We start from the raw sequence: 19367 nt of genomic DNA on the forward strand, positions 1-19367 counted from the left end.
GAGGCGGCCGCTGGAAAAAACCCGCGCGATATCTATCTTTGCGCCGGCGTCCCTCCGGTTTCGGGGGATGGATAGCTATCGTTGCGTCATGGATCACCTTCTGACAGAAATCGCCGGCATGTTGGACGGCGTCGCCGCGATGCCGGTTCGCGTCGCTCCTCCCGCCGCCGGGGAAGAGGGCGTGTTCGTCTGGCCATGGCGCGCCCGGGTCGACCCCGTCATGCGAAGCAGCCCGCTCCCCGCGCGGGATACGGCCGGCGTTCCGGCCCCGGTGGTGCACATCGACTGGCTCCTCGTCGTGCAGCTTGCGGACGCCGCCGCGGCGCTTGCGACGCTTGTGGCCTGCTGGCGCGCGCTCGAAGCGCATCCCCTCGTCCAGCGCCCCGAGGGCGAGGGCCGCATCGCGGCGTCGCCCCTGCCGCACGCAGACCTGTGCGGCCTGTTTCTGGCCGCGGGTATCCCGCTGCGGCCGAGCATGAGCTTTTCGCTTACCGTCGTCGATCGGCGCGCCGGGATCTGACGGGCCGGCTTCGACACCCCCCTCGGGTAGTGGCGATTTTTTTCTGTTCTATTGCGTAGCTATGTGGCTACGCATATATTTGTAGTCAAATAGCTACACGATGGACCTACGACGCGATGTATTCCAGGCCATAGCCGACCCGACCAGGCGGGCGATCCTCGTGCTGGTAGCCATGCAAGCCATGACCGCCGGCGCGATCGCAGCCAACTTCGACACGGCCCGGCCGACGGTTTCCAGGCACCTGAAGATTCTTTCGGAATGCGGCCTGCTCGAACAGGAGCAGAACGGCCGGGAGATCTACTACCACCTGAATCCGCAAAAAATGAAAGAGATTGCCGACTTCATTGAGCCCTTCCGCGCCGTGTGGGACGAGCGGTTCAACAAGCTCGAAGCCGTCATGAAGGCCTATAAAACCAAATAATCCACGATGGAGCGAAAAACGCAGGTTCACGCCGAAGACGACCGGCAGGAACTGGTGATCACGCGCGATTTCGACCTGCCTGTCGACCTGCTGTTCAGGGCGTACGTCGAGCCAGAAATCGTCGAGCAGTGGATGGGGACGCGGGTTGTCAGGCTGGAGAACTGGAAGGGTGGAAGCTGGCAGTTCGAAACGTCTGATCGCCACGGTGTGATTGCTGTCCGCATGAACGGGGTCTTCCACGCGTACGAACCCGATCGGACAATCACGCGGACTTTCGAGATGGAGAATACCCCCTTCGGCGCGCAGCTCGAGTTCCTGGAGTTCGAGTCGCTCTCGGAGGACACCAGCAGGCTCACCATGCACATAGTATTCCGGTCGACCGCTCTCCGGAATCAGTTGCTGCAAATGCCGTTCGCGTCGGGCATCAACATGGCGCACAACCGATTGCAAACCGTCGCAGGCAACCTGCGCTGACGACTATGACGAAGCGAAACAAGATCATCTACTGGGTTGCCACACTCTGGCTGGCGCTGGGCATGGTGTCGACCGGAGTCGTGCAACTGCTCCAGCTTGAGGAGGGGCAGGGCGGCGCGGCCAGCATCGCGCATCTCGGGTTTCCGCTGTACATGCTGACGCTACTGGGCATCTGGAAACTCCTGGGCGTTGTAGCCGTGCTGCTCCCGCGGTATCCGCTGGTCAAGGAATGGGCCTACGCCGGCTTTTTCTTCGCCATGACCGGAGCGATCTATTCGCATGCCGCCGTCGGAGATGCGGTGGTCGAGATGCTGCCGGCGCTGTTGCTGCTGGTGCTAACCGGGCTGTCGTGGTACTTCCGGCCGGCGGGCCGGAAAATGGCCGTGGCCAATCCAGGAGGAGCGTCGTGAATCCACGGACCGCATCCGAGTTGATCGATGCCCTGCCGGCGGGACGCAGGCCTGCGTTCGAACGGGTTCGCGAGGTGATCCTGTTGAACCTGCCGCCGGGATACGAAGAAGCCCGTCGAATACAGGGGTTAGGTGTTTGGGGGGAATGGATTTATCTTTCACCCATCAGCTGCACCGCGTTTCCTTAAAACCCGCCAGGTTCGCCATGCCCTCTCGCCGCAACTTCCTGAAACAATCCGCCACGCTCGCGCCGGCGCTCTCCCTCGCCACCGTCATCACCCCGAGCAAGACCCGGGCGGATGAGGCCGACTTCATCTCGCTGTTCGACGGGAAATCCCTCGCCGGCTGGCACAAAAATCCGGAAAAGATCTGGCACGGCACCGGCGGAAACTGGCAGGTGGAGGACGGCGCCATTACCGGCGAGCAGGATCCGCCGGCATCCGGAAACGGCGGCATCCTGCTGACCGACCGGACCTTCGGCGACTTCGAGCTGCTCCTCGAAATCAACCCCGACTTCGGCATCGACTCCGGCCTCTTCCTGCGGGCGACCGACAAGGGCGAGGGGTTCCAGGTGATGGTGGACTACCTCGAAGGCGGCGTGGTCGGGCAGATCTACGGGGAGAACATCGGCGGGTTCGGCGCCGCGTCGCTGCGGCTTCGGGGGACCACCGACGCCGCCGGTAAGCTCACGCGGCTCGGGGCCGAAGCCAACCCGAACATCCTGGAAAACCCCATGACCTACGCCATCTCCCCCGAAAACTGGCTCAAGGCGTGGCAGATCAACGACTGGAACCGGATCCGCGTCGTGTGCGTGGGGGACTACCCGGTCATCAAGGTCTGGATCAACGACGCCCTGGTGACCGACTTCAACGCCGCGACCTTCGTCCATGCCCGCTACGACCGCGAAGAGACAAAGGCGAAGCTGGGACGCGCCGGCTCCATCGCCATCCAGGTCCACGGCGGCGCCGACCGCTGGGCGACCGGGGCGAAAAACCGATGGCGCAACATCCGGATTCGGCCACTCTGACGAAAGCATAGATGACCCTGGAAGAAACCCTCGCTCAGCTTGAGGCGCTCGGCAACGAGAAAGTCCGCGCGATGCACCGGAAGAACGGCGCCGGCGACAACCTGTACGGCGTCAAGAGGGGCGACATCCGGAAGGTGGCCGCGAAGATCAAGAGCGACCACGTGCTGGCCCTCGCGCTGTGGGACACCGGCAACCTGGAGGCGCGGCATCGGCATCCATCATCCCGCGCACCGGGAGCGCGCCATCGCGATCGGCGAGGAGCTGGGCATCTATCGCGACTACCCGGTTTCCAAAGGCTGCACCTCCCCGTTCGCGCCGATCTGGATCAACGAAATGGTCTCCCGCGCCGAACACGGGACTTGATCCCTGTTGCCACGCTTGTCCTGACCCTGAAACGCCACGACCGTATGCCTGCACCCGACTACAGCACCCTCATCCAGACCCTCGAGGATCGCTTCGCCCACAACATGCCCCGGCACCCTGAGGTCGTCTGGGGCGACGTGCTCGCGCGGTTGCTGGCGCAGCCCGAAAAACTCGGCGTCCTGGAAGCAATGGAAGAAACCGGCGGCGAGCCGGATGTGATCGGGCGCGACGCGAAGACGGGCGCTTTTGTCTTTTGCGACTGCGCCCCGGAGAGCCCGAAGGGCCGGCGCAGCCTGTGCTACGACCGCAAGGCGCTCGATGCGCGCAAGGAAAACAAGCCCGGCGGCAACGCGCAGGAGATGGCCGCCGAGATGGGCGTCGAGCTGTTGACCGAAGCACAGTACCGGGAGCTGCAGGAACTGGGGGAATTCGACCGGAAAACGTCCAGCTGGGTGCAGACGCCGGAGCGCATCCGCAAACTGGGCGGGGCGCTTTTCTGCGACCGCCGGTATGACACCGTGTTTGTGTACCACAACGGTGCGGAGTCCTATTACGCCGCGCGGGGCTTCCGGGGCCGGCTGTCGGTGTGACGCACGATGCCGCGTCGTTACGGTGCCGCCTGTTCCAGCGTCGCGACGAGCGTGGCGTAGCCGTCGATCTCGAAGTGTTCGATGCGGAGTTCGTGCCGGCCGCTCAGGGTTAGCGGGATGCGCTCCAGTTTGGGGGGATGGTAGGTCCAGTCGTCGTGGATGAGCGTGCCGTCGAGCCAGACGCGGACGCCGTCGTCGCTCGTGAGGTCGAGGACGTAGCGGCCGGGGGGTACGGCGAACGTGCCGGTGGATACCGTCGCGAAGTGGTTGGCCGGCAGGTCGTGCCCCGGGCTGCCGTACCACTGGTAGCCGAGGTCGGTCGGGTGGTCGGTGAAGGCCGGCGTGCCGGCGATCAGGGCGCGGAAGGCCTCGGGCCGGGAGCGCGGTTCGGTGGCGTCGTCGTAGGCGAAGAAGTCGACGGTCCAGTCGATGGCGGCATGGAAGTGGCGGTAGGGGTAGACGTACGGCGTGCCGGCCGGCGTGACAACCCCGAACCGGTCGGTCACCGTTTCGCCGACGTATTCCAGGTCGATGCGCAGGTCCACGACCGGTCCATCGGTGCGCCAGACCACGATGGAATCGGGCACGGAGCCGCTCCGCGCCGAAACGGAATCGACGCCGCTGGTCTGTGCGATGCGCCAGGCGCCGGCGGGGCCGTGGATGTCGAACACCTGCCGCACGCCGTCGCGGGGATAACGGGGCCAGAGCACGGGCGAGCGGAAGTCGTACGGCCCCCAGGCATCGACCATCATGTAGCGCCGGCCGCGCGGGAGGGACGCGGGCCAGTCGGGCAGCGCCTCGGGCAGGCCCGGCGCGGCCTCGTCCGCCTCCGCCACGATCCGGTTTTCCGTTTCCGACACCGGTTCGGTTTTCAGGATGCGCAGGGGTTCGGCCACGCCGGCGAAGCGGTTGCGATGGATGGTGTAGTCGCGGCTGCGCGTGTCGCGATGCTGCGCGTAGCCCCAGTCGGCCGGCTGGCTGTCGCGCGCCCAGGTGTAGATGCCGAGCTTCCCGCCGGCGAACGTGTTGTCCGTTATGGCGATGTCCTGCCCGTGTTCGATGGCGATGTGCTCGTCGTTGTCGATGAAGGTGTTGCCGGCGATGGCGGTATCGAACGAATACCCGCCCCAGATGCCATGCCAGCAGCCTTCGAGGCGGTTGCCGAGGATCGTGTTGCGGCTGAAGGTGACCTCGATACAGTTGGTGGGCGCGAACGAGAAGTCGTTGCCGACGAGCAGGTTGTCGTTGCTGCCACCGCTGCCGTCGTCCATCGTCGTCTGGCCGGCCCAGAGGAAAAACCCGTCGCCCGAATGCGTGGCCGAGTTGTAGGCGAAGGTGTTGTGCGTCGACTGCTCGTAAACGAGGATCGCCGCCGAATCCTGGCCCCGGTAATAGACGCCGTGACTGTAGCCGCGCACGTTCCAGTCGAGCCGGTTGTGCAGCACGGCGTTGTAGCTGCTCCGGTACATCCCGATGCCGATGCCCGAGTTGAAGGTTATCGCGTTGTCTTCGAGGAGGCCGTGGTTCACGTCGGTCAGCATGACGCCGTTCTGCCCGCCGGTCACCGTCACCGCCCGGATGGTCGGCCGATCGCACCGGTTGAGGTAGATGGCCGCCCCGTAGCCGAGCCACTCGTCGTGGTCGTTGAGGTGGTAGCTCATCCAGTCGTCGAGATGCTCCCGTTCGATGGTGCTTTTGAGGCGCTGCCGGTAGTTGTAGCTGAAGTCGCCGCCATCGATCTTGAGGTGCGGGGTGTCGTAGGCGATGAGGCCGACCTTGTAGCCGCGCACGACGGCGTTTTTAATCGTGACGTGGCTGGACCGGTCGATGACGATGCCATACCCGGCGAACTGGTCCGGCGTCGCGTCCGCCGCTGCGCCATCGAGCACCGCGCCGTTGAAGTCGACGACGATGCCCTCGCCCTGGACGCGGATGGCGCCTAGGCTGTCCGCCGGCAGGCGGTACACGCCCGGCGCGACCGTGACGGAGGTGGTGAAGACCATGCCGGCTTCGAGGCGGACCGGCTCCTGACCGAGGGCGGGGAGGTTGATCGCCGCGCCCAGGATGAGCGCGAGCAGTGCCTGTCTGGCGTAGTCCGTTTGCCGGTAAGTCATCCCTGACACGGGGTTTAGGGGTTAGAAGATCGCGTGCATCCGCGACGCATCCTGGAGAAGCTAGCGCTTTATGCCGGCAATGTCATGCGGCTCCCGTGCGAGGGAACGGATCCGTCACTAGATTCCACCATGAGCATTCTCGCACCCGGCACGATCCGCCGGACGGGCTGTCGCCCGCTGGTTTTGATCCTGGCCATCCTTCCGATGGCCTGTACTTCCCCCACGCCCGATCCCGACATGCGCCTCGTCCGCCAGATCGACCATATCAAACTCGTCTCCGGCGAGGCCAGGGGGTTGTTCGCGGTGCTGACGGATACACTGCGGCTTCCCGTAGCCTGGCCGATGACGGACTACGGTGGCTTCGTGAGCGGCGGCGTAGCGATCGGGGATGTCAATCTGGAGATCATCCAGACGGAGGAGGGCGCGCCTCGATTTACGGGCTTTGCGCTGGAGCCGGCGCCGCTCGATGAAGTGCTGACCGAGTTGAAGGCCCGGGGCATCCGTCACGGCCCGCCGGCCCCGTATCGCGCGCGGCAGCCGGATGGGACGATGCAGACGCGCTGGACGACCGTGTCGCTTCCGGAGGTATCGCGCGACGCGGTCGAGGTCTTTTTTTGCGCATACACGCACGACGTCCCCGCCCGCCGGCGCAGCTTGCGCGACGCGCTCCAGGCCCTTCATGGCGGGCCGCTCGGGGTGGTTGCGACGGAGGAAATCGTCTACGGCGCACGCGATGCGGAAGCGATGCATGCCGCGTGGGAGCGGCTACTCGCACCGGCGTCGGATTCCCTGGGGAGATGGTCCCTATCAGCCGGGCCGGCGATCCGGGTGATTCGGGCGGATGAAGACGAGATTCGGAGCGTGGTGCTCGGTGTACGGTCGTTGGCCGAGGCGCGGCGTTTTCTGGAGGATCACGATCTGCTGGGGGAGGTTCGGGGGGATACCCTGATGCTGAAGGGGATGTCGATGGCGCTGGTGGAGGCCGCACCACTCGGCGCCAGCAGGTAGGGGCCGTTAACCGACCTTCGCGCGGCGCGACGCCACGAGCGCGCCTACCACGCATCCGCCGAAGAGGAGCCCCTCGATGCCGGCGAGGATGACCTGCGTCGTCGTTCCGAAACGCACGTCGCCGAAGAACCGCCCGATGGTGTCCAGCTGGAGCCGCGACTCCGCGAAGGACTTGGCCAGGAGGTCCAGACTGCCTCCCAGCAGATGGCCGCCCGCCAGCGCGATCAGGACGCCGATGCATGCGCCCGTGGCCGCTGCGGCGACGACGGGCCTCCACCACACGCCGGCGTCGACGTCACCTCCCAGGCGCGCGCCCAATCCCACCGCAAAACCGAGCGCGGCGCCTTCCATGCCGCCGGTGATGCCCGCCGGCGTGCGCCCGAAGAGCAGGTTGAACGCGTCGACGCCCAGCAGCTTCACGCTTCCGCCGATCAGCAGGCCGCCCAGCGTTGCGCCGACGATCCGCCACGCCGGCCCCCCGCCCGACGCGTGGTCGGCCGCGGCCATTCCGGCTCCGATGCCGAACCCGCCCACGGTGCCCAGGAAGCCCGTCAGGCTGATCAGCACGACCAGCACCGAGGCAGTCCCGATCTGCTGATCCACCGGCGAGTAGGCCAGGCCGAAGCCGTAGAGGAGCCCGCCCACGAGACCGGCGACGGTGCCCCCCAGCGTGCACGCGAGCGCCGTCGCCATGGCCGCCGAAAACGCTGTGTCGCGCCGGGCGGCGGAGTGTATCGTGGCGTGAGATTCGGGTGACGGCCGGAAGGCCGGCGGCGGCGTGTCCTCGACCGCCGCTTCGTGCGGGCCACCGGGATCGACGGACACCGCCGCGATGAACCGGTAGCCGTGCCGGGGGACGGTCTGGATGAACCGGGGGTTTGCGACGTCGTCGCCCAGCTGCCGGCGGATTTCCTTGATGCACTGTGTGAGGGCGCTGTCGCTCACCACCACGTCGTCCCATACTTCCTGGAAAAACCGATCCTTGACGACGAGCTGTCCCTGCTCCCGCACGAGCAGGACGAGCGCGTCGAAGTAGCGCGCGCTGAGGTCCAGCCGTTCTTCCTCCCGAAGCAGCGTCCGGTTGGAAACGTCGAGCGTAAAGCCGTCGAAGCGGTAGATCAGGGAATCTTGCACGATGCTTATGAAATGCTCAGATGTCGCTCATGCCCCTCACAAGCCATGGAGGCATATTACGGCCGGGTTGGTACTCCTGCAAAATGGCCGGACATCGGGAGCCGGCACAGGAGCCGAGCCCGGGAAGGACGTCAGGTCCTGCCGCATTATCTGAAAACCAACGAGCCGTCCATGACACAGCAACAAGACATCGAAGCGGCGAGCGGGGATCCCGCGCGTCTCGAGCAACTTTACCGTAGCGCCCGCGAAGCCGGCCGCGAAGCCGACTTCCGGGAAGCGCTCCGGCACTGCGCGGAAGCCAGTCCGGGCGACGTGCTGTTCGAAGCCTGGGCGCACCGGCTCGACGTACCGGTCGTCAAAAAGGAAGCCGCCGGCGGCGACCGGCGCTGGCTGCCCCTCATCGGCGGAAGTGTGGCGCTCGGCGTCCTGAGCGCCCTCCTCGCGGGAGGCCAGCCCCCCGTGCCGGCGCCGGGCGAGGCCACCACGCTGTTCTGGGTGAGCTGGGGGCCGATGATGGCGCTGGGCCTGCTCGCCTACCTGGCCTGGGTGCAGCGCGCGAAGGAAAACGTGACGCGCTACGCGGTGGCCGCCGTGGCCGTCGTCGTGCTGGCGCTGTATGTCGGTCTGGTGCTGAGCCCGCGGACCGGCGACGTGGCGGAGCTGACGGCGGTCCACCTCCCGCTGCTGTGCTGGGCGATCGTCGGAGCTGCTCTATGCTTCGGGTATCGCGACCCCGAGCGGCAGGCTTATGGCTTCCTCGTCAAGTCCGTCGAAAGCGTGCTGACGGGCGGGATTTTCTTCGGCGCCGGCGTGCTGTTCATCGGTCTCACCGTCGGCATCTTCAAGGTGCTGGGCATCGCGTTGCCGGAGGAGGAGCTGGTGGTCGTGGTGGCCTGGGGTGTGGGCGCCATCCCGTTGCTCGCGGTGGGGAGCGCCTTCGACGCGACCCGGACGCCGGCGGCGCAGGACGAACAGGCCGGCATGGCGCGCACCCTGCGCATCCTGGCCCGGCTCATCCTGCCCCTCGCGCTCGGCGTCCTGGTCGTCTACGTGCTCTGGTTTATCCCTGTTTATTTCCTGAAGGCGTTCGAGGAGCGGGAGGTGCTGCTGGTCTATAACGCGACCATCGTCGCGATTCTGGTGCTGCTGACCGTCGTCGTTTCCGGTCCGCTGGATGCCGGACGAGGATCGCTGCTGCGGTACGGCGTGCTGGCCCTCGGCGCGCTCACCCTGATCCTCAACGCGTATGCCCTGGCGGCGGTAGCCGGTCGGGCGCTCGATGCCGGCCTGACCCCGAACCGCCTGGCTGTGATCGGCTGGAACGTGACGACGCTCCTGATCCTGTCGACCGTCGGCTTGCGTCTCTGGAAGCACCGCCTGCAGCCGTGGCTGCCCGTCTTCCGGGCGTCGATGGGGATGGTCGCCGGGCTGGCGGCCGTATGGGGCGTCCTGCTGCTGCTGCTCCTGCCCCTGTTCCCGTAACCCGCGCCGGAATCGCCCGGATCGCCGGGATGCCGAACCGCGCAACAGACTTCGACCATCATGGACCGATCGACTTCATACCGCCTTCCTCTTTCGTCCCAGGTGTGGGTCAACCACTTCCGCGAGAACCTGAAGGAAACCCGGATAAACTGGCGTCTTCCGGCCATTCTGGATACCACGTGGGATAAAAAACTGATTCGCTCGCTCCAGGCCTGGCAGCGCGGCGAGACATCGGATGGCGCGCACCTCCTCCGGGCCGCACGCGCGTATGCGGAGCGGGTCGACGACCCCGACTACGTGACGGCCATCACCCTCTTCATCCAGGAGGAACAGAAACACGGCGAAAATCTCGGCAAATACCTCGATGCGATCGGCGCGCCGCGGCTTGTGTTCGATCTCGGCGACTGGCTGTTTCGGCGCGTGCGGTATTTTAACACCAGCATGGAGCTGTGGACGATCACCGTGATCACGGTCGAGCTGTTCGCCCAGTTCTATTATGCCGCGCTCGCCAGAGCATCCCACTGCCCCCTGCTCACCCAGGTGTGCAGGGACATCCTGCTCGATGAATCGCACCACATCCGGTTTCAGGCCGAGCGGTTGCAGACGCTTCTCAAGGATCGCCGCAGCACGCTGCGTCGTCTTTCAAAATGGGGCTACCGAGGCTTGTTTTACGGGGTGGCTCTGAGCGTCTGGGTCGGGCACGGCGTCGTGTTTCGGAAAGGAGGCTGGTCTTTTGCGCGCTACTGGAGCACGTCGAGCCGGCGTTTTTCAAGACTCATGTCGGGGCTCGATGCCGCACCGGACGGGCTGCCGGCCCGGGCGGCGCAGCGCGACAGTCCCGTGCGGGCGCGTGCGCGCACCGTGTTGCCGTCGCTGGAGTGATTGCTCCCGCCTTCTTCTATCACGCTGCGGCCGGTAGCGTGATGAGGTCCGCTGGGAGGTGCTTTCGACGTTCGCGCACAATTTTTCGTCATCACGGAGCACTGGGGAGGCTGCTATGAGGCACGCTATCGCCATACGGCCTGTTCGACCGAACGAGTTAACGACCCTCAACCGGATCGCCCGGGCCGCCAAGGCGCACTGGGGCTATGCCGAGGAGCTGCTCGACGCCTGGCAGGATGACCTGACCGTCGACCCCGGGACGCTGGCAGATCGTCCAGTATTCGTCGCGGAGGATGCCGCCGGCCCCGCCGGCTTCATCCAGGTTGCCACCGACACGACGCCCTGGGAGATCTGGGCGCTATGGGTGTCGCCGGACCGGATGCGACGGGGGATCGGCCGCGCGCTGGTCGAGCAGGCTTGCCGGTTCGCGCGCGATGCCGGCATCGCCGAACTGGGCATCGATGCGGATCCGAATGCCGAGGCGTTTTATCGGGCGATGGGTGCGAGGCGCGTCGGGAGCGTGCCGGCGCCTATCGCCGGCGAGCCGGACCGGGCGCGGCCTCAACTCGTGCTTCCTGCGTGATCCGGCGTCACCTGGTGTGTCGTGCCGCTGCGGTCGGCCGGTGATAGGGTAGAGACCCTCCGAGCCGGTCATTGGACGCCCGTTGATGCCATCTATGGAGACGCAATATATTGCATCTTTGCGCACGTTGACCTGTCCAGACCCACATGATTCGATTCTTCAGGAGCATCCGCCAGAAGCTGCTGGTGGAGAACCGGTTCACGAAGTATCTCGTGTATGCCCTGGGCGAGATCGTGCTCGTCGTCATCGGCATCCTGATCGCGCTGCAGGTCAACAACTGGAACGAGCACCGAAAGTCGCTGGCCCGCGAACAGAAATATCTGGTGGCGATCCGTGGTGAACTCAGGAATAATCTCGCATCGCTTAATCGAGAAAAGGCCAGGCTTGCCGCAGCGCTGGAGGCGCAACGCATGCTCATCCGGCTAGTCGAGGCGGAAACGGATACCGTGAGCGAACGCTTCCTGTCGACGCTCTTAGGACGGTCGTTCTCCGACGAAATCGCGCTGCCGTACGAACACGGGGTGTTTACCGAGCTGTTGAGCACGGGAGGGCTCAGCGACCTCACGAACGACAGCATCAAGACGGAGATTGCATCCTGGGATGGCAAGATGCGCGACGTGGAGTTACAGGAGGCGGAGCTGGCGTTGTACCGCAACACCATCACCCAGTATTTTATCGACCACATCGACTTCAAGACCATGTTCGCCGATCCGGGACGGACCGCGATGGCGAAGGATGGCCGGTCGCTGGCAAACCACAGCAACCTGCACCTGTTGCACGATCAGACGTTCGAGAATTATCTGTTGCTGTACCAGGTGCTGGGGGACGTGCAGTATGAGATGAAGTACCCCGCACTGGAAGCCGACATCCAGACCTTGCTGGATCGTGTGGAGCGCGAAATCGATGGGTGATGCTTCCCCATCAAAATCTAGGCTTGCATCGCCAGCGCCCTGATATCCGGTGGCTCCAGGATGCGTTTGGGCGCCCCGTTGCGGGCGGCTTCCAGCATCGCCAGCCCCACCTCTTTCGAATTGAGGATGTAGCCCGGTGCGACCTTGCGCGCCAGCCATACGACCGGGGCGAATACGGCATAAAGCCCATTGTACCAGGCCGTTCTCGAGCGCACCCCGTCTACCGGCTGGATGACGCCGGGTCGGAACATGTAGGCGGCCTTGAAGGGCATCGCCAGCAGGTCTTGCTCTGTCTTCCCCTTGACGCGGCTCCACATGGCCGCCGCGTTGCCGGTGCCCTGGCCCGAGACGTAGATGAACGTCATCCCCGGATTGAGCCGGCCCAGCAGCGCGCCGGCGTGGACCGGCATGTCGTGGTTGATGCGCGTGTAGCCGGCCTCGTCGAGGCCGATGGCGGAAGCGCCCAGGCAGTAGAAGCAGGCGTCGTACTCCTCCAGCTGCGTGGTGACGGGCGAGAGATCCAGCAGGTCGGGATGGGCGATCTCCCGGAGTTTGGCGTGCGAGCGCCCGGTCGGCTGGCGGCCGACGGTGACGACGCGGTCGACGTCGCCGGCGCGCAGGCATTCCTGCAGCACGCCCTGGCCGACCATCCCGGTGGCGCCGAAAAGGATGATGTTCATGGGGTTTCTCGACGTCAAAAGACCTTTTGGGTCTTCAAAGACCCGAAAGGTTTCGTTGCGAAACACGCCACCCAATATCGACAACCCTGCGTCAGGCGCGCAAACGCCGTATCTTGGTACGGCCCGATGGGCTCGCTTCTATTCCGCATCTTTCTCCAAACCGCATGTCGACCTTTTCCACCTTGCGTCACATCCTCGCAACGCCTGCCGCTGTCTTCGCCGCGATCAGCGATCCCGTGCGCCTCGCCCGCTGGTGGGGGCCGGACGGGTTCACCAACACGTTCGAGATCTGCGAATTCGAGGCCGGCGGCCGATGGATCTTCACGATGCACGGTCCGAACGGCGCCGCCTATGCGAATGAGTCCGTTTTCGAGGAAATCGTCCCCGACACCCTCGTTCGGATCCGGCATGTTTCGCCGCCGCACTTCGTGTTGACCGTCGCGCTCGAACCGCGCGGCGCGGGCACGCTCGTGACGTGGGAGCAGGTGTTCGCGGATGCCGATGTCGCCGAACGCGTCCGCCACATCGTGGAGCCGTCAAACGAGCAGAACCTGGATCGGCTGATGGTTGAGGTGGCCGGGTAGCGGGTAGCGGGTAGAAAGGCGTCGAAGGGGTTCAGATCCGCGCCGTGTCAGGGCCGAACGCACGCCGGCGTACGGAACTCCCGGTAATTCCGCATGGCGGCCGACAGGGAGGAACGTACCCCCCTCCAGGCCGTACCTTGGCGCCAGCGCGACCCTCAATTCGCGCACCCACCTCGCAGTCAAACCACCCGCATACGATAGAAGAAGCCATGTCAACCGAACCCAAATGCCCCGTTAATCATACGGCTGGCGGCGGTACCTCCAACCGCGACTGGTGGCCGAACCAGTTGAAGCTCGAACTCCTCAACCAGCACTCCGAAAAGTCCAACCCGATGGGTGAGGACTTCGATTACGCGGAGGCCTTCAATGCCCTGGACCTCGCCGCCGTGAAGAAGGATCTCGCGGCGCTGATGACCGACTCGCAGGACTGGTGGCCGGCGGACTTCGGCCACTACGGCCCGCTCTTCATCCGCATGGCCTGGCACAGCGCCGGCACCTACCGCACCGGCGACGGCCGCGGCGGCGGCGGCCGCGGGCAGCAGCGCTTCGCGCCCCTCAACAGCTGGCCCGACAACGTCAGCCTCGACAAGGCGCGCCGCCTGCTCTGGCCGATCAAACAGAAATACGGCCGCAAGATCTCCTGGGCCGACCTCATGATCCTCGCCGGCAACGTCGCCCTCGAGACGATGGGCTTCAAGACCTTCGGGTTCGCCGGCGGGCGCGAGGATGTCTGGGAGCCGGACATGGACGTCTACTGGGGCGCCGAAAAGGACTGGCTGGCCGACCAGCGCTACTCCGGCGAACGCGATCTCGAAAACCCGCTCGCGGCCGTGCAGATGGGCCTCATCTACGTCAACCCCGAAGGCCCCAACGGCAACCCCGACCCCGTCGCCGCCGCGAAGGATATCCGCGAGACGTTCGCGCGCATGGCGATGAACGACGAGGAGACCGTCGCGCTCATCGCCGGCGGCCACACCTTTGGCAAAACCCACGGCGCCGGCCCCGCGACGCACGTCGGCGCCGAGCCCGAGGCGGCCGGCATCGAGGAACAGGGGCTGGGATGGCGGAGCAGCTTCGGCTCGGGCATCGGCGGCGACTCGATCACCAGCGGCCTGGAGGTCACCTGGACCACCACCCCCACGAAGTGGAGCAACAACTTCTTCTGGAACCTCTTCAGCTTCGAGTGGGAGCTGACGAAAAGCCCCGCCGGTGCGCACCAGTGGACGCCGAAGCACGGCGCCGGCGCCGGCACGGTGCCGCACGCCCACGACAAATCCAAACGCATCGCACCCGCGATGCTGACCACCGACCTCTCCCTGCGGTTCGATCCGATCTATGAGAAGATCTCCCGCCGGTTCATGGAGAACCCGGATGAGTTCGCCGACGCGTTCGCCCGCGCCTGGTTCAAATTGACGCACCGCGACATGGGGCCGCGCGCGCGGTACCTGGGTCCGGAAGTGCCGGCCGAAGAACTCATCTGGCAGGATCCGATCCCCGAAGTCGACCATCCGCTGATCGACGCGAAGGATATCGCCGACCTGAAAAAGCAGTTGCTCGCGAGCGGCCTGTCCGTTTCCGAGCTGGTGTCTACCGCCTGGGCGTCGGCGTCGACCTTCCGCGGGTCCGACAAGCGCGGCGGCGCGAACGGCGCCCGGATCCGGCTGGCTCCGCAGAAGGACTGGGCCGTCAACAACCCGAAACAGCTGTCGAAGGTGCTCACGACGCTCGAAGGCATCCAGAGCACGTTCAACGCGGCCGCCGCCGGCGGCAAGAAGGTCTCGTTGGCCGATCTGATCGTGCTCGGCGGCTGCGCCGGCGTGGAGCAGGCGGCGAAGAACGCCGGCGTCGAGGTCACGGTGCCGTTCACCCCGGGCCGCATGGACGCCTCGGCGGAGCAGACCGACGCCGAAGCGTTCGACGTGCTCGAGCCCATCGCGGACGGCTTCCGCAACTACGTAAAGGGCCGCTACACCATCCCGGCCGAGGCGCTGCTGGTCGACAAGGCACAGCTGCTCACCCTCACTGCTCCGGAGATGACGGTGCTCGTGGGCGGGATGCGCATGCTGGGCACCAACGCCGGCGGGACGACGCACGGCGTCTTTACCAGAAAGCCCGGCGCGCTGACGAACGACTTCTTCGTCAACCTGCTCGACATGGGCACCGTGTGGAAACCCGGCTCGAACGGCTCGGGCGTCTACGAAGGCCGCGACCGCAAGACGGGCGAGGTGAAGTGGACCGGCACGCGGGTCGACCTCGTTTTCGGCTCGAACTCCGTCCTCCGCGCCCTGGCCGAAGTCTACGGCGCATCGGACGCAAAGGAGAAGTTCGTGCGCGACTTCGTGGCCGCGTGGGACAAGGTGATGAACCTGGACCGGTTCGACCTGAAGTAATCGCGGGTCCTGGTCAGCGATCGAGACGGCCCCGGCCGCCGGTGGAAACGCCGGCGCCGGGGCCGATTTTTTGGGGTCCACATCGACGATCCGCGCAGTACCCGACGCCCTTAAAAAGAAAAAGCCCGACCATCACATGGCCGGGCTTTTCCTGTCTACATCGTGCGCGGGAGATGATCCCGGGCAAAATCTAGTTGAAGCGCTTCACGTTCGCCGCGCTCAGGCCTTTCGGCGTGCGCTCGACTTCGTATTCGACTTCTTCGCCATCGCGAAGACCTTCGTCGTAGCCGAGGCCGGCGACGCTGTTGCGATGCACAAAAATGTCCTTGCTGCCATCAGCGGGTTCAATAAAGCCGAAGCCTTTTTCGGTGTTGAACCACTTTACTTTACCGTTAGCCATTGTATTGTTCGTTGTGTTTCTCCACTGAACGCGAATATCAAGATCAACCAGTGGAGTCTAAACCAGCAACGGGTAGAAGAGCCAACGGGGGAGTCGAAATACCGAATCAGTGAGGTGTCAGAGTAACAGGGTGTAGTGGCCAGTTAACGCACGAACGCCCGAATGGTTCGCACCCGGTGCCGAAAGAGTGCCGCGAGGGCGTGAATATCACGCGCATATTTGCTGAAAACGGGGTTTGCGGTGACGCTCCTCCCCCCGCCTCCAGCGACGCGGCGCGCATTCTGTTTGGACCCGAGGCGGACGTTGCGTAGGATAGGGACGCAGTCCTGTACACCACCCGGTTTCTGAGGCCATGGCCAAATACAAAACACCCGGCGTGTATATCACCGAGACGTCCGCGTTCCCCGCTACGGTCGTGCCGGTGGATACCGCCGTCCCGGCGTTTGTCGGCTATACGGAGAGGGCGGCGTACGCCGGCACATCGCTACGCGGCGTGCCCCGGCGCATCACGTCGTTCGCAGAGTACGAGGCCTGCTTCGGCGGGAGCCCGGCGTTTGGCTTTCAGATCGAGGAAGCGGACCCTGCGGAGGCCGATTTTACCGCCGGCGCCATGGCGTACAGGCTGCTACAGACCGACGGCCTGTTTCTCCTCCACCGGTGCCTGCGGCATTTCTTTGCAAACGGGGGAGGCGCCTGCTACATCGTCTCGGTAGGGGATTACGCCGAGCCGATCGACGCCGGCCGGCTCGGCGACGGCATCGCCGCGCTCGAGCGCGAACGCGACGTCACCGTGCTCGTCGCTCCGGAAACGACGCGGCTCGATGCCGTGGGAAGCAGCGCGGTGCACCGGGCCATGCTCGCCCACAGCGGCGGGCGGATGAAAAACCGTTGTGCGATCCTCGACATCCGGGACGGTCATCGGCCGCGTAACGACCCCTCGGGGGATGCCATCGACGCCTTTCGCGCCGGCGTGGGTGCGGCCTACCTGGACTTCGGGGCGGCCTATTACCCCTGGCTGAACACGACCGTCGTGGGCCCCGACGAGATCTTGTACACCGCCTTCGCCCCCGTCGAGCGGTTGCAGGCCCTCTTGCGCGAGGAACTGGGCGTCCCCGAGGCGGTCGACCCCTGCGCGCCGGCCGCCGTGAAGCAGCTGGCCGCGGCGATTGCCGATATCGCGTCGACCTGGGACGCGGCGTCGCCGGCCGAACGCGCCGCGAAGCAGCAGGAAGTGAACCTCAACCTCCTCGCGATCAGTCCGCTCTTCCACCAGATGTGTGATGCCGCCCGGCTAAAAGCCAACCTGCTGCCGCCGGCCGCCGCGATGGCGGGCCTCTACACGATGGTGGACAACAGCCGGGGCGTCTGGAAAGCGCCGGCGAATGTGTCGCTGAACGCCGTCGTGTCGCCGGCCGTCGCCATCTCGCAGGCCGAGCAGGAGGACCTCAACGTCGATCCCGTATCCGGTAAATCCGTCAACGCCATCCGCACCTTCATCGGCCAGGGCGTGCTGGTCTGGGGCGCGCGGACGCTGGACGGCAACAGCGCGGACTGGCGCTATATCAACGTGCGCCGAACGATGCTCATGGTGGAGGAATCCATCCGCATCGCGCTGAAGGCGTTCGTCTTCGAGCCCAACGACGCCAACACGTGGGCGACGGTCCGGTCCATGATTTCCAATTTTCTGACGGGGATATGGAAGGCCGGCGGGCTGGCCGGCGCAACGCCGAATGACGCCTTCGGCGTGCGCGTGGGCCTGGGAGAGACCATGACGGCGCAGGATATCCTGGATGGGCTGCTGCGCGTGACCGTCTTCGTCGCGATCACCCGGCCCGCCGAATTTATCGTCCTCAACCTCGAACTCAAGCTAACGCCCCCCTGACCGGAGGTCTTTCCCCCATGCGCATCGAACACTGGGGTTATCAGGTGGCTGATCCGGCCGCGACGGCCGCCTGGTACGCCGAGCACCTCGGCTTCACCGTCACGCGTCTGCTGCACAACAACGCGAACGCGCATTTCCTGGCGGACGGATCCGGCCGGGTGATGATCGAGATCTACAACAACCCGCGCATCTCCGTCCCGGACTACGCGGCGATGGATCCGCTCCTGGCGCACCTGGCGTTTGTCTGCGACGACGTGCCGGCGACGATCGCGGCGCTCGTGGCCGCTGGGGCGACGGTCGTCGGGCCCGCCCAGACCACGCCGGCCGGCGACACCCTCGCCATGCTCCGGGATCCCTGGGGGATGGCCATCCAGCTCTGCCACCGCGCCGAGCCGATGGTGTAGGGGGGCGTTTTGTTCCCTAATGAATCAATGTCATCTCGACCAAAGGCGCCGGCCATGCCGGCGCTGTAGCGGAGAGACCTCCCAATCGAGGGCAAACATTGTGTAGTCAATAGGTTTCGCTGAACAGGAGGAGGTCTCTCCGCTGCATCGCCATAACATGGCGATTTCGGTCGAGATGACATTTTTTGGTACCGATCGATAATGTTGAATACCGGAGCGGCTATGTGGATGGCACTTTTCACGTGTTTGATGGTGCTCATCGCAGCGCCGGCCTCTGCCCAGACCACGCCGGCCGGCGACGCGCTCGCCATGCTCCGGGATCCCTGGGGGATGGCCATCCAGCTCTGTAGCCGCGCCGAGCCGATGGTGTAGGGGGGGATGACCAAAGTGAAACAGAGCGCCCGCTTTGGGGCCTACTCTGGGAGCCTTGCAGATGAATCGCCACGTATCCATGCAGATACCTGCGGCACCTCGATTTCACCGGCCGCTAGGCCCTCGATGACCGTGACAGTTTCAACCGGATTCGGGAAGAACCGGAAGCCATTCATTTACAAAAAGGACCTGATCGCAAGAAGGGCCACCCGCTTGTTGCCATCCACGAAGGGGTGATTGCGAGCAAGGCCGTATGCATACTCGGCGGCAAGCGTCTCAATGTCGACGCTTTTTTCATAGGCGAACCGCTGCTGTAGACGTGCGAGGACGCTCTCCAGCAAGCCCTCATCGCGCAAGCCGGTGCCGCCGCCGAACAATCGCAGCGATTCAGCATGCAGCAAACGAACCTGAATGGTCGAAAGCCAGATCGGTTCTTCCACGGAGGGGCTCACTTCGCCAGGGCGTGGAAGGTGTCGCGATGCGTTCGCATGAATTCGCGGGCGTCAGCGAGCGCGGCAGCGAACTCCGGGTCGTATGGCGAGATGGTAATGCCCTCGGCGGTGGCGGAGATGAACAGCTCGTCGCCCTCCTGGAGCGCGAACGCATCCGAGATGGTCTTCGGGAGAATGACGCCGAGGGAGCCTCCGAATTTCCGTACCTTAAGTGAGTCTGGCATAACTTTTTAAGAGTGTCGTATCTAGGCCTTTGTTTGACATAAGTTGAATAATCGGGTTTC

The 19367-nt window shown here is 65.0% G+C and carries 22 protein-coding genes; 16 read left to right on the forward strand and 6 right to left on the reverse strand.

The window, feature by feature from the left end:
• Nucleotides 1-88 precede the first annotated feature (88 nt).
• The 6 genes from R2834_19425 to R2834_19450 all read left to right on the forward strand — a co-directional run bounded on the left by R2834_19425 (nucleotide 89) and on the right by R2834_19450 (nucleotide 3805).
• The gene (locus tag R2834_19425) at nucleotides 89-520 is read left to right on the forward strand and encodes a hypothetical protein (GenBank protein ID MEZ4702513.1); all 432 of its coding nucleotides are present in this window, start codon (nucleotides 89-91) and stop codon (nucleotides 518-520) included.
• Nucleotides 521-620: 100 nt separating this feature from the next.
• Entirely contained in the window at nucleotides 621-941 is a 321-nt protein-coding gene (locus R2834_19430; protein ID MEZ4702514.1) for a metalloregulator ArsR/SmtB family transcription factor, read from the forward strand.
• Nucleotides 942-947: 6 nt separating this feature from the next.
• Complete coding sequence (locus R2834_19435; GenBank protein ID MEZ4702515.1) at nucleotides 948-1415, forward strand: SRPBCC domain-containing protein; 468 nt, start codon at nucleotides 948-950, stop codon at nucleotides 1413-1415.
• Between the two features lie 5 nt (nucleotides 1416-1420).
• Nucleotides 1421-1825 carry a DoxX family protein gene (locus R2834_19440; protein MEZ4702516.1) on the forward strand — a complete coding sequence of 135 codons (405 nt, stop codon included), beginning with the start codon at nucleotides 1421-1423 and terminating at the stop codon, nucleotides 1823-1825.
• Between the two features lie 205 nt (nucleotides 1826-2030).
• Entirely contained in the window at nucleotides 2031-2852 is an 822-nt protein-coding gene (locus R2834_19445) for a DUF1080 domain-containing protein (GenBank protein ID MEZ4702517.1), read from the forward strand.
• 11 nt (nucleotides 2853-2863) lie between these two features.
• Nucleotides 2864-3805: a DUF4256 domain-containing protein gene (locus tag R2834_19450; GenBank protein ID MEZ4702518.1), complete on the forward strand. Its 942-nt coding sequence runs from the start codon at nucleotides 2864-2866 to the stop codon at nucleotides 3803-3805.
• A 17-nt stretch (nucleotides 3806-3822) separates the two neighbouring features.
• Here the strand turns inward: R2834_19450 and R2834_19455 are convergent, their stop codons facing one another.
• Entirely contained in the window at nucleotides 3823-5919 is a 2097-nt protein-coding gene (locus R2834_19455; protein ID MEZ4702519.1) for a NosD domain-containing protein, read from the reverse strand.
• A gap of 129 nt (nucleotides 5920-6048) precedes the next feature.
• Here R2834_19455 and R2834_19460 point away from each other — a divergent pair, with 129 nt between their 5' ends.
• Nucleotides 6049-6927, forward strand: a complete 879-nt coding sequence (locus R2834_19460; GenBank protein ID MEZ4702520.1) for a VOC family protein — start codon at nucleotides 6049-6051, stop codon at nucleotides 6925-6927.
• A 6-nt stretch (nucleotides 6928-6933) separates the two neighbouring features.
• On the opposite strand, the gene R2834_19465 is transcribed toward R2834_19460, so the two are convergent.
• Complete coding sequence (locus R2834_19465; GenBank protein ID MEZ4702521.1) at nucleotides 6934-8061, reverse strand: transcriptional regulator; 1128 nt, start codon at nucleotides 8059-8061, stop codon at nucleotides 6934-6936.
• A gap of 171 nt (nucleotides 8062-8232) precedes the next feature.
• Here R2834_19465 and R2834_19470 point away from each other — a divergent pair, with 171 nt between their 5' ends.
• The 4 genes from R2834_19470 to R2834_19485 all read left to right on the forward strand — a co-directional run bounded on the left by R2834_19470 (nucleotide 8233) and on the right by R2834_19485 (nucleotide 11919).
• Nucleotides 8233-9543 (forward strand): hypothetical protein, encoded by a 1311-nt coding sequence (locus tag R2834_19470; protein ID MEZ4702522.1) that lies wholly within the window; start codon nucleotides 8233-8235, stop codon nucleotides 9541-9543.
• Nucleotides 9544-9603: 60 nt separating this feature from the next.
• Nucleotides 9604-10425 carry a ferritin-like domain-containing protein gene (locus R2834_19475; GenBank protein ID MEZ4702523.1) on the forward strand — a complete coding sequence of 274 codons (822 nt, stop codon included), beginning with the start codon at nucleotides 9604-9606 and terminating at the stop codon, nucleotides 10423-10425.
• A 115-nt stretch (nucleotides 10426-10540) separates the two neighbouring features.
• Nucleotides 10541-11008, forward strand: coding sequence for a GNAT family N-acetyltransferase (locus tag R2834_19480; GenBank protein ID MEZ4702524.1), 468 nt, complete (start codon nucleotides 10541-10543; stop codon nucleotides 11006-11008).
• 146 nt (nucleotides 11009-11154) lie between these two features.
• Nucleotides 11155-11919, forward strand: coding sequence for a DUF6090 family protein (locus R2834_19485; protein ID MEZ4702525.1), 765 nt, complete (start codon nucleotides 11155-11157; stop codon nucleotides 11917-11919).
• A 17-nt stretch (nucleotides 11920-11936) separates the two neighbouring features.
• Here R2834_19485 and R2834_19490 read toward each other — a convergent pair whose 3' ends face one another.
• A complete protein-coding gene (locus R2834_19490; protein MEZ4702526.1) occupies nucleotides 11937-12599 on the reverse strand; it encodes a hypothetical protein in 663 nt (220 codons plus the stop codon).
• A gap of 164 nt (nucleotides 12600-12763) precedes the next feature.
• Between R2834_19490 and R2834_19495 the strand changes: the two genes are divergently transcribed.
• Entirely contained in the window at nucleotides 12764-13183 is a 420-nt protein-coding gene (locus R2834_19495; protein ID MEZ4702527.1) for an SRPBCC domain-containing protein, read from the forward strand.
• A gap of 209 nt (nucleotides 13184-13392) precedes the next feature.
• Nucleotides 13393-15573, forward strand: coding sequence for a catalase/peroxidase HPI (gene katG, locus R2834_19500; GenBank protein MEZ4702528.1), 2181 nt, complete (start codon nucleotides 13393-13395; stop codon nucleotides 15571-15573).
• 190 nt (nucleotides 15574-15763) lie between these two features.
• Here katG and R2834_19505 read toward each other — a convergent pair whose 3' ends face one another.
• Nucleotides 15764-15973, reverse strand: a complete 210-nt coding sequence (locus R2834_19505; protein ID MEZ4702529.1) for a cold-shock protein — start codon at nucleotides 15971-15973, stop codon at nucleotides 15764-15766.
• A gap of 352 nt (nucleotides 15974-16325) precedes the next feature.
• Between R2834_19505 and R2834_19510 the strand changes: the two genes are divergently transcribed.
• From R2834_19510 to R2834_19520, 3 genes are all read left to right on the forward strand, one after another.
• Nucleotides 16326-17855, forward strand: coding sequence for a phage tail sheath C-terminal domain-containing protein (locus tag R2834_19510; GenBank protein ID MEZ4702530.1), 1530 nt, complete (start codon nucleotides 16326-16328; stop codon nucleotides 17853-17855).
• 17 nt (nucleotides 17856-17872) lie between these two features.
• The gene (locus R2834_19515) at nucleotides 17873-18259 is read left to right on the forward strand and encodes a VOC family protein (protein MEZ4702531.1); all 387 of its coding nucleotides are present in this window, start codon (nucleotides 17873-17875) and stop codon (nucleotides 18257-18259) included.
• Between the two features lie 222 nt (nucleotides 18260-18481).
• The gene (locus R2834_19520) at nucleotides 18482-18631 is read left to right on the forward strand and encodes a hypothetical protein (protein ID MEZ4702532.1); all 150 of its coding nucleotides are present in this window, start codon (nucleotides 18482-18484) and stop codon (nucleotides 18629-18631) included.
• 176 nt (nucleotides 18632-18807) lie between these two features.
• Here R2834_19520 and R2834_19525 read toward each other — a convergent pair whose 3' ends face one another.
• Together R2834_19525 and R2834_19530 are read right to left on the reverse strand one after the other, a co-directional pair.
• Nucleotides 18808-19071 (reverse strand): type II toxin-antitoxin system death-on-curing family toxin, encoded by a 264-nt coding sequence (locus tag R2834_19525; GenBank protein MEZ4702533.1) that lies wholly within the window; start codon nucleotides 19069-19071, stop codon nucleotides 18808-18810.
• A gap of 8 nt (nucleotides 19072-19079) precedes the next feature.
• A complete protein-coding gene (locus tag R2834_19530; GenBank protein ID MEZ4702534.1) occupies nucleotides 19080-19307 on the reverse strand; it encodes a hypothetical protein in 228 nt (75 codons plus the stop codon).
• Between the last annotated feature and the right edge of the window lie 60 nt (nucleotides 19308-19367).

The organism is Rhodothermales bacterium (genome assembly GCA_041391505.1).
Classification (GTDB): domain Bacteria; phylum Bacteroidota; class Rhodothermia; order Rhodothermales; family JAHQVL01; genus JAWKNW01.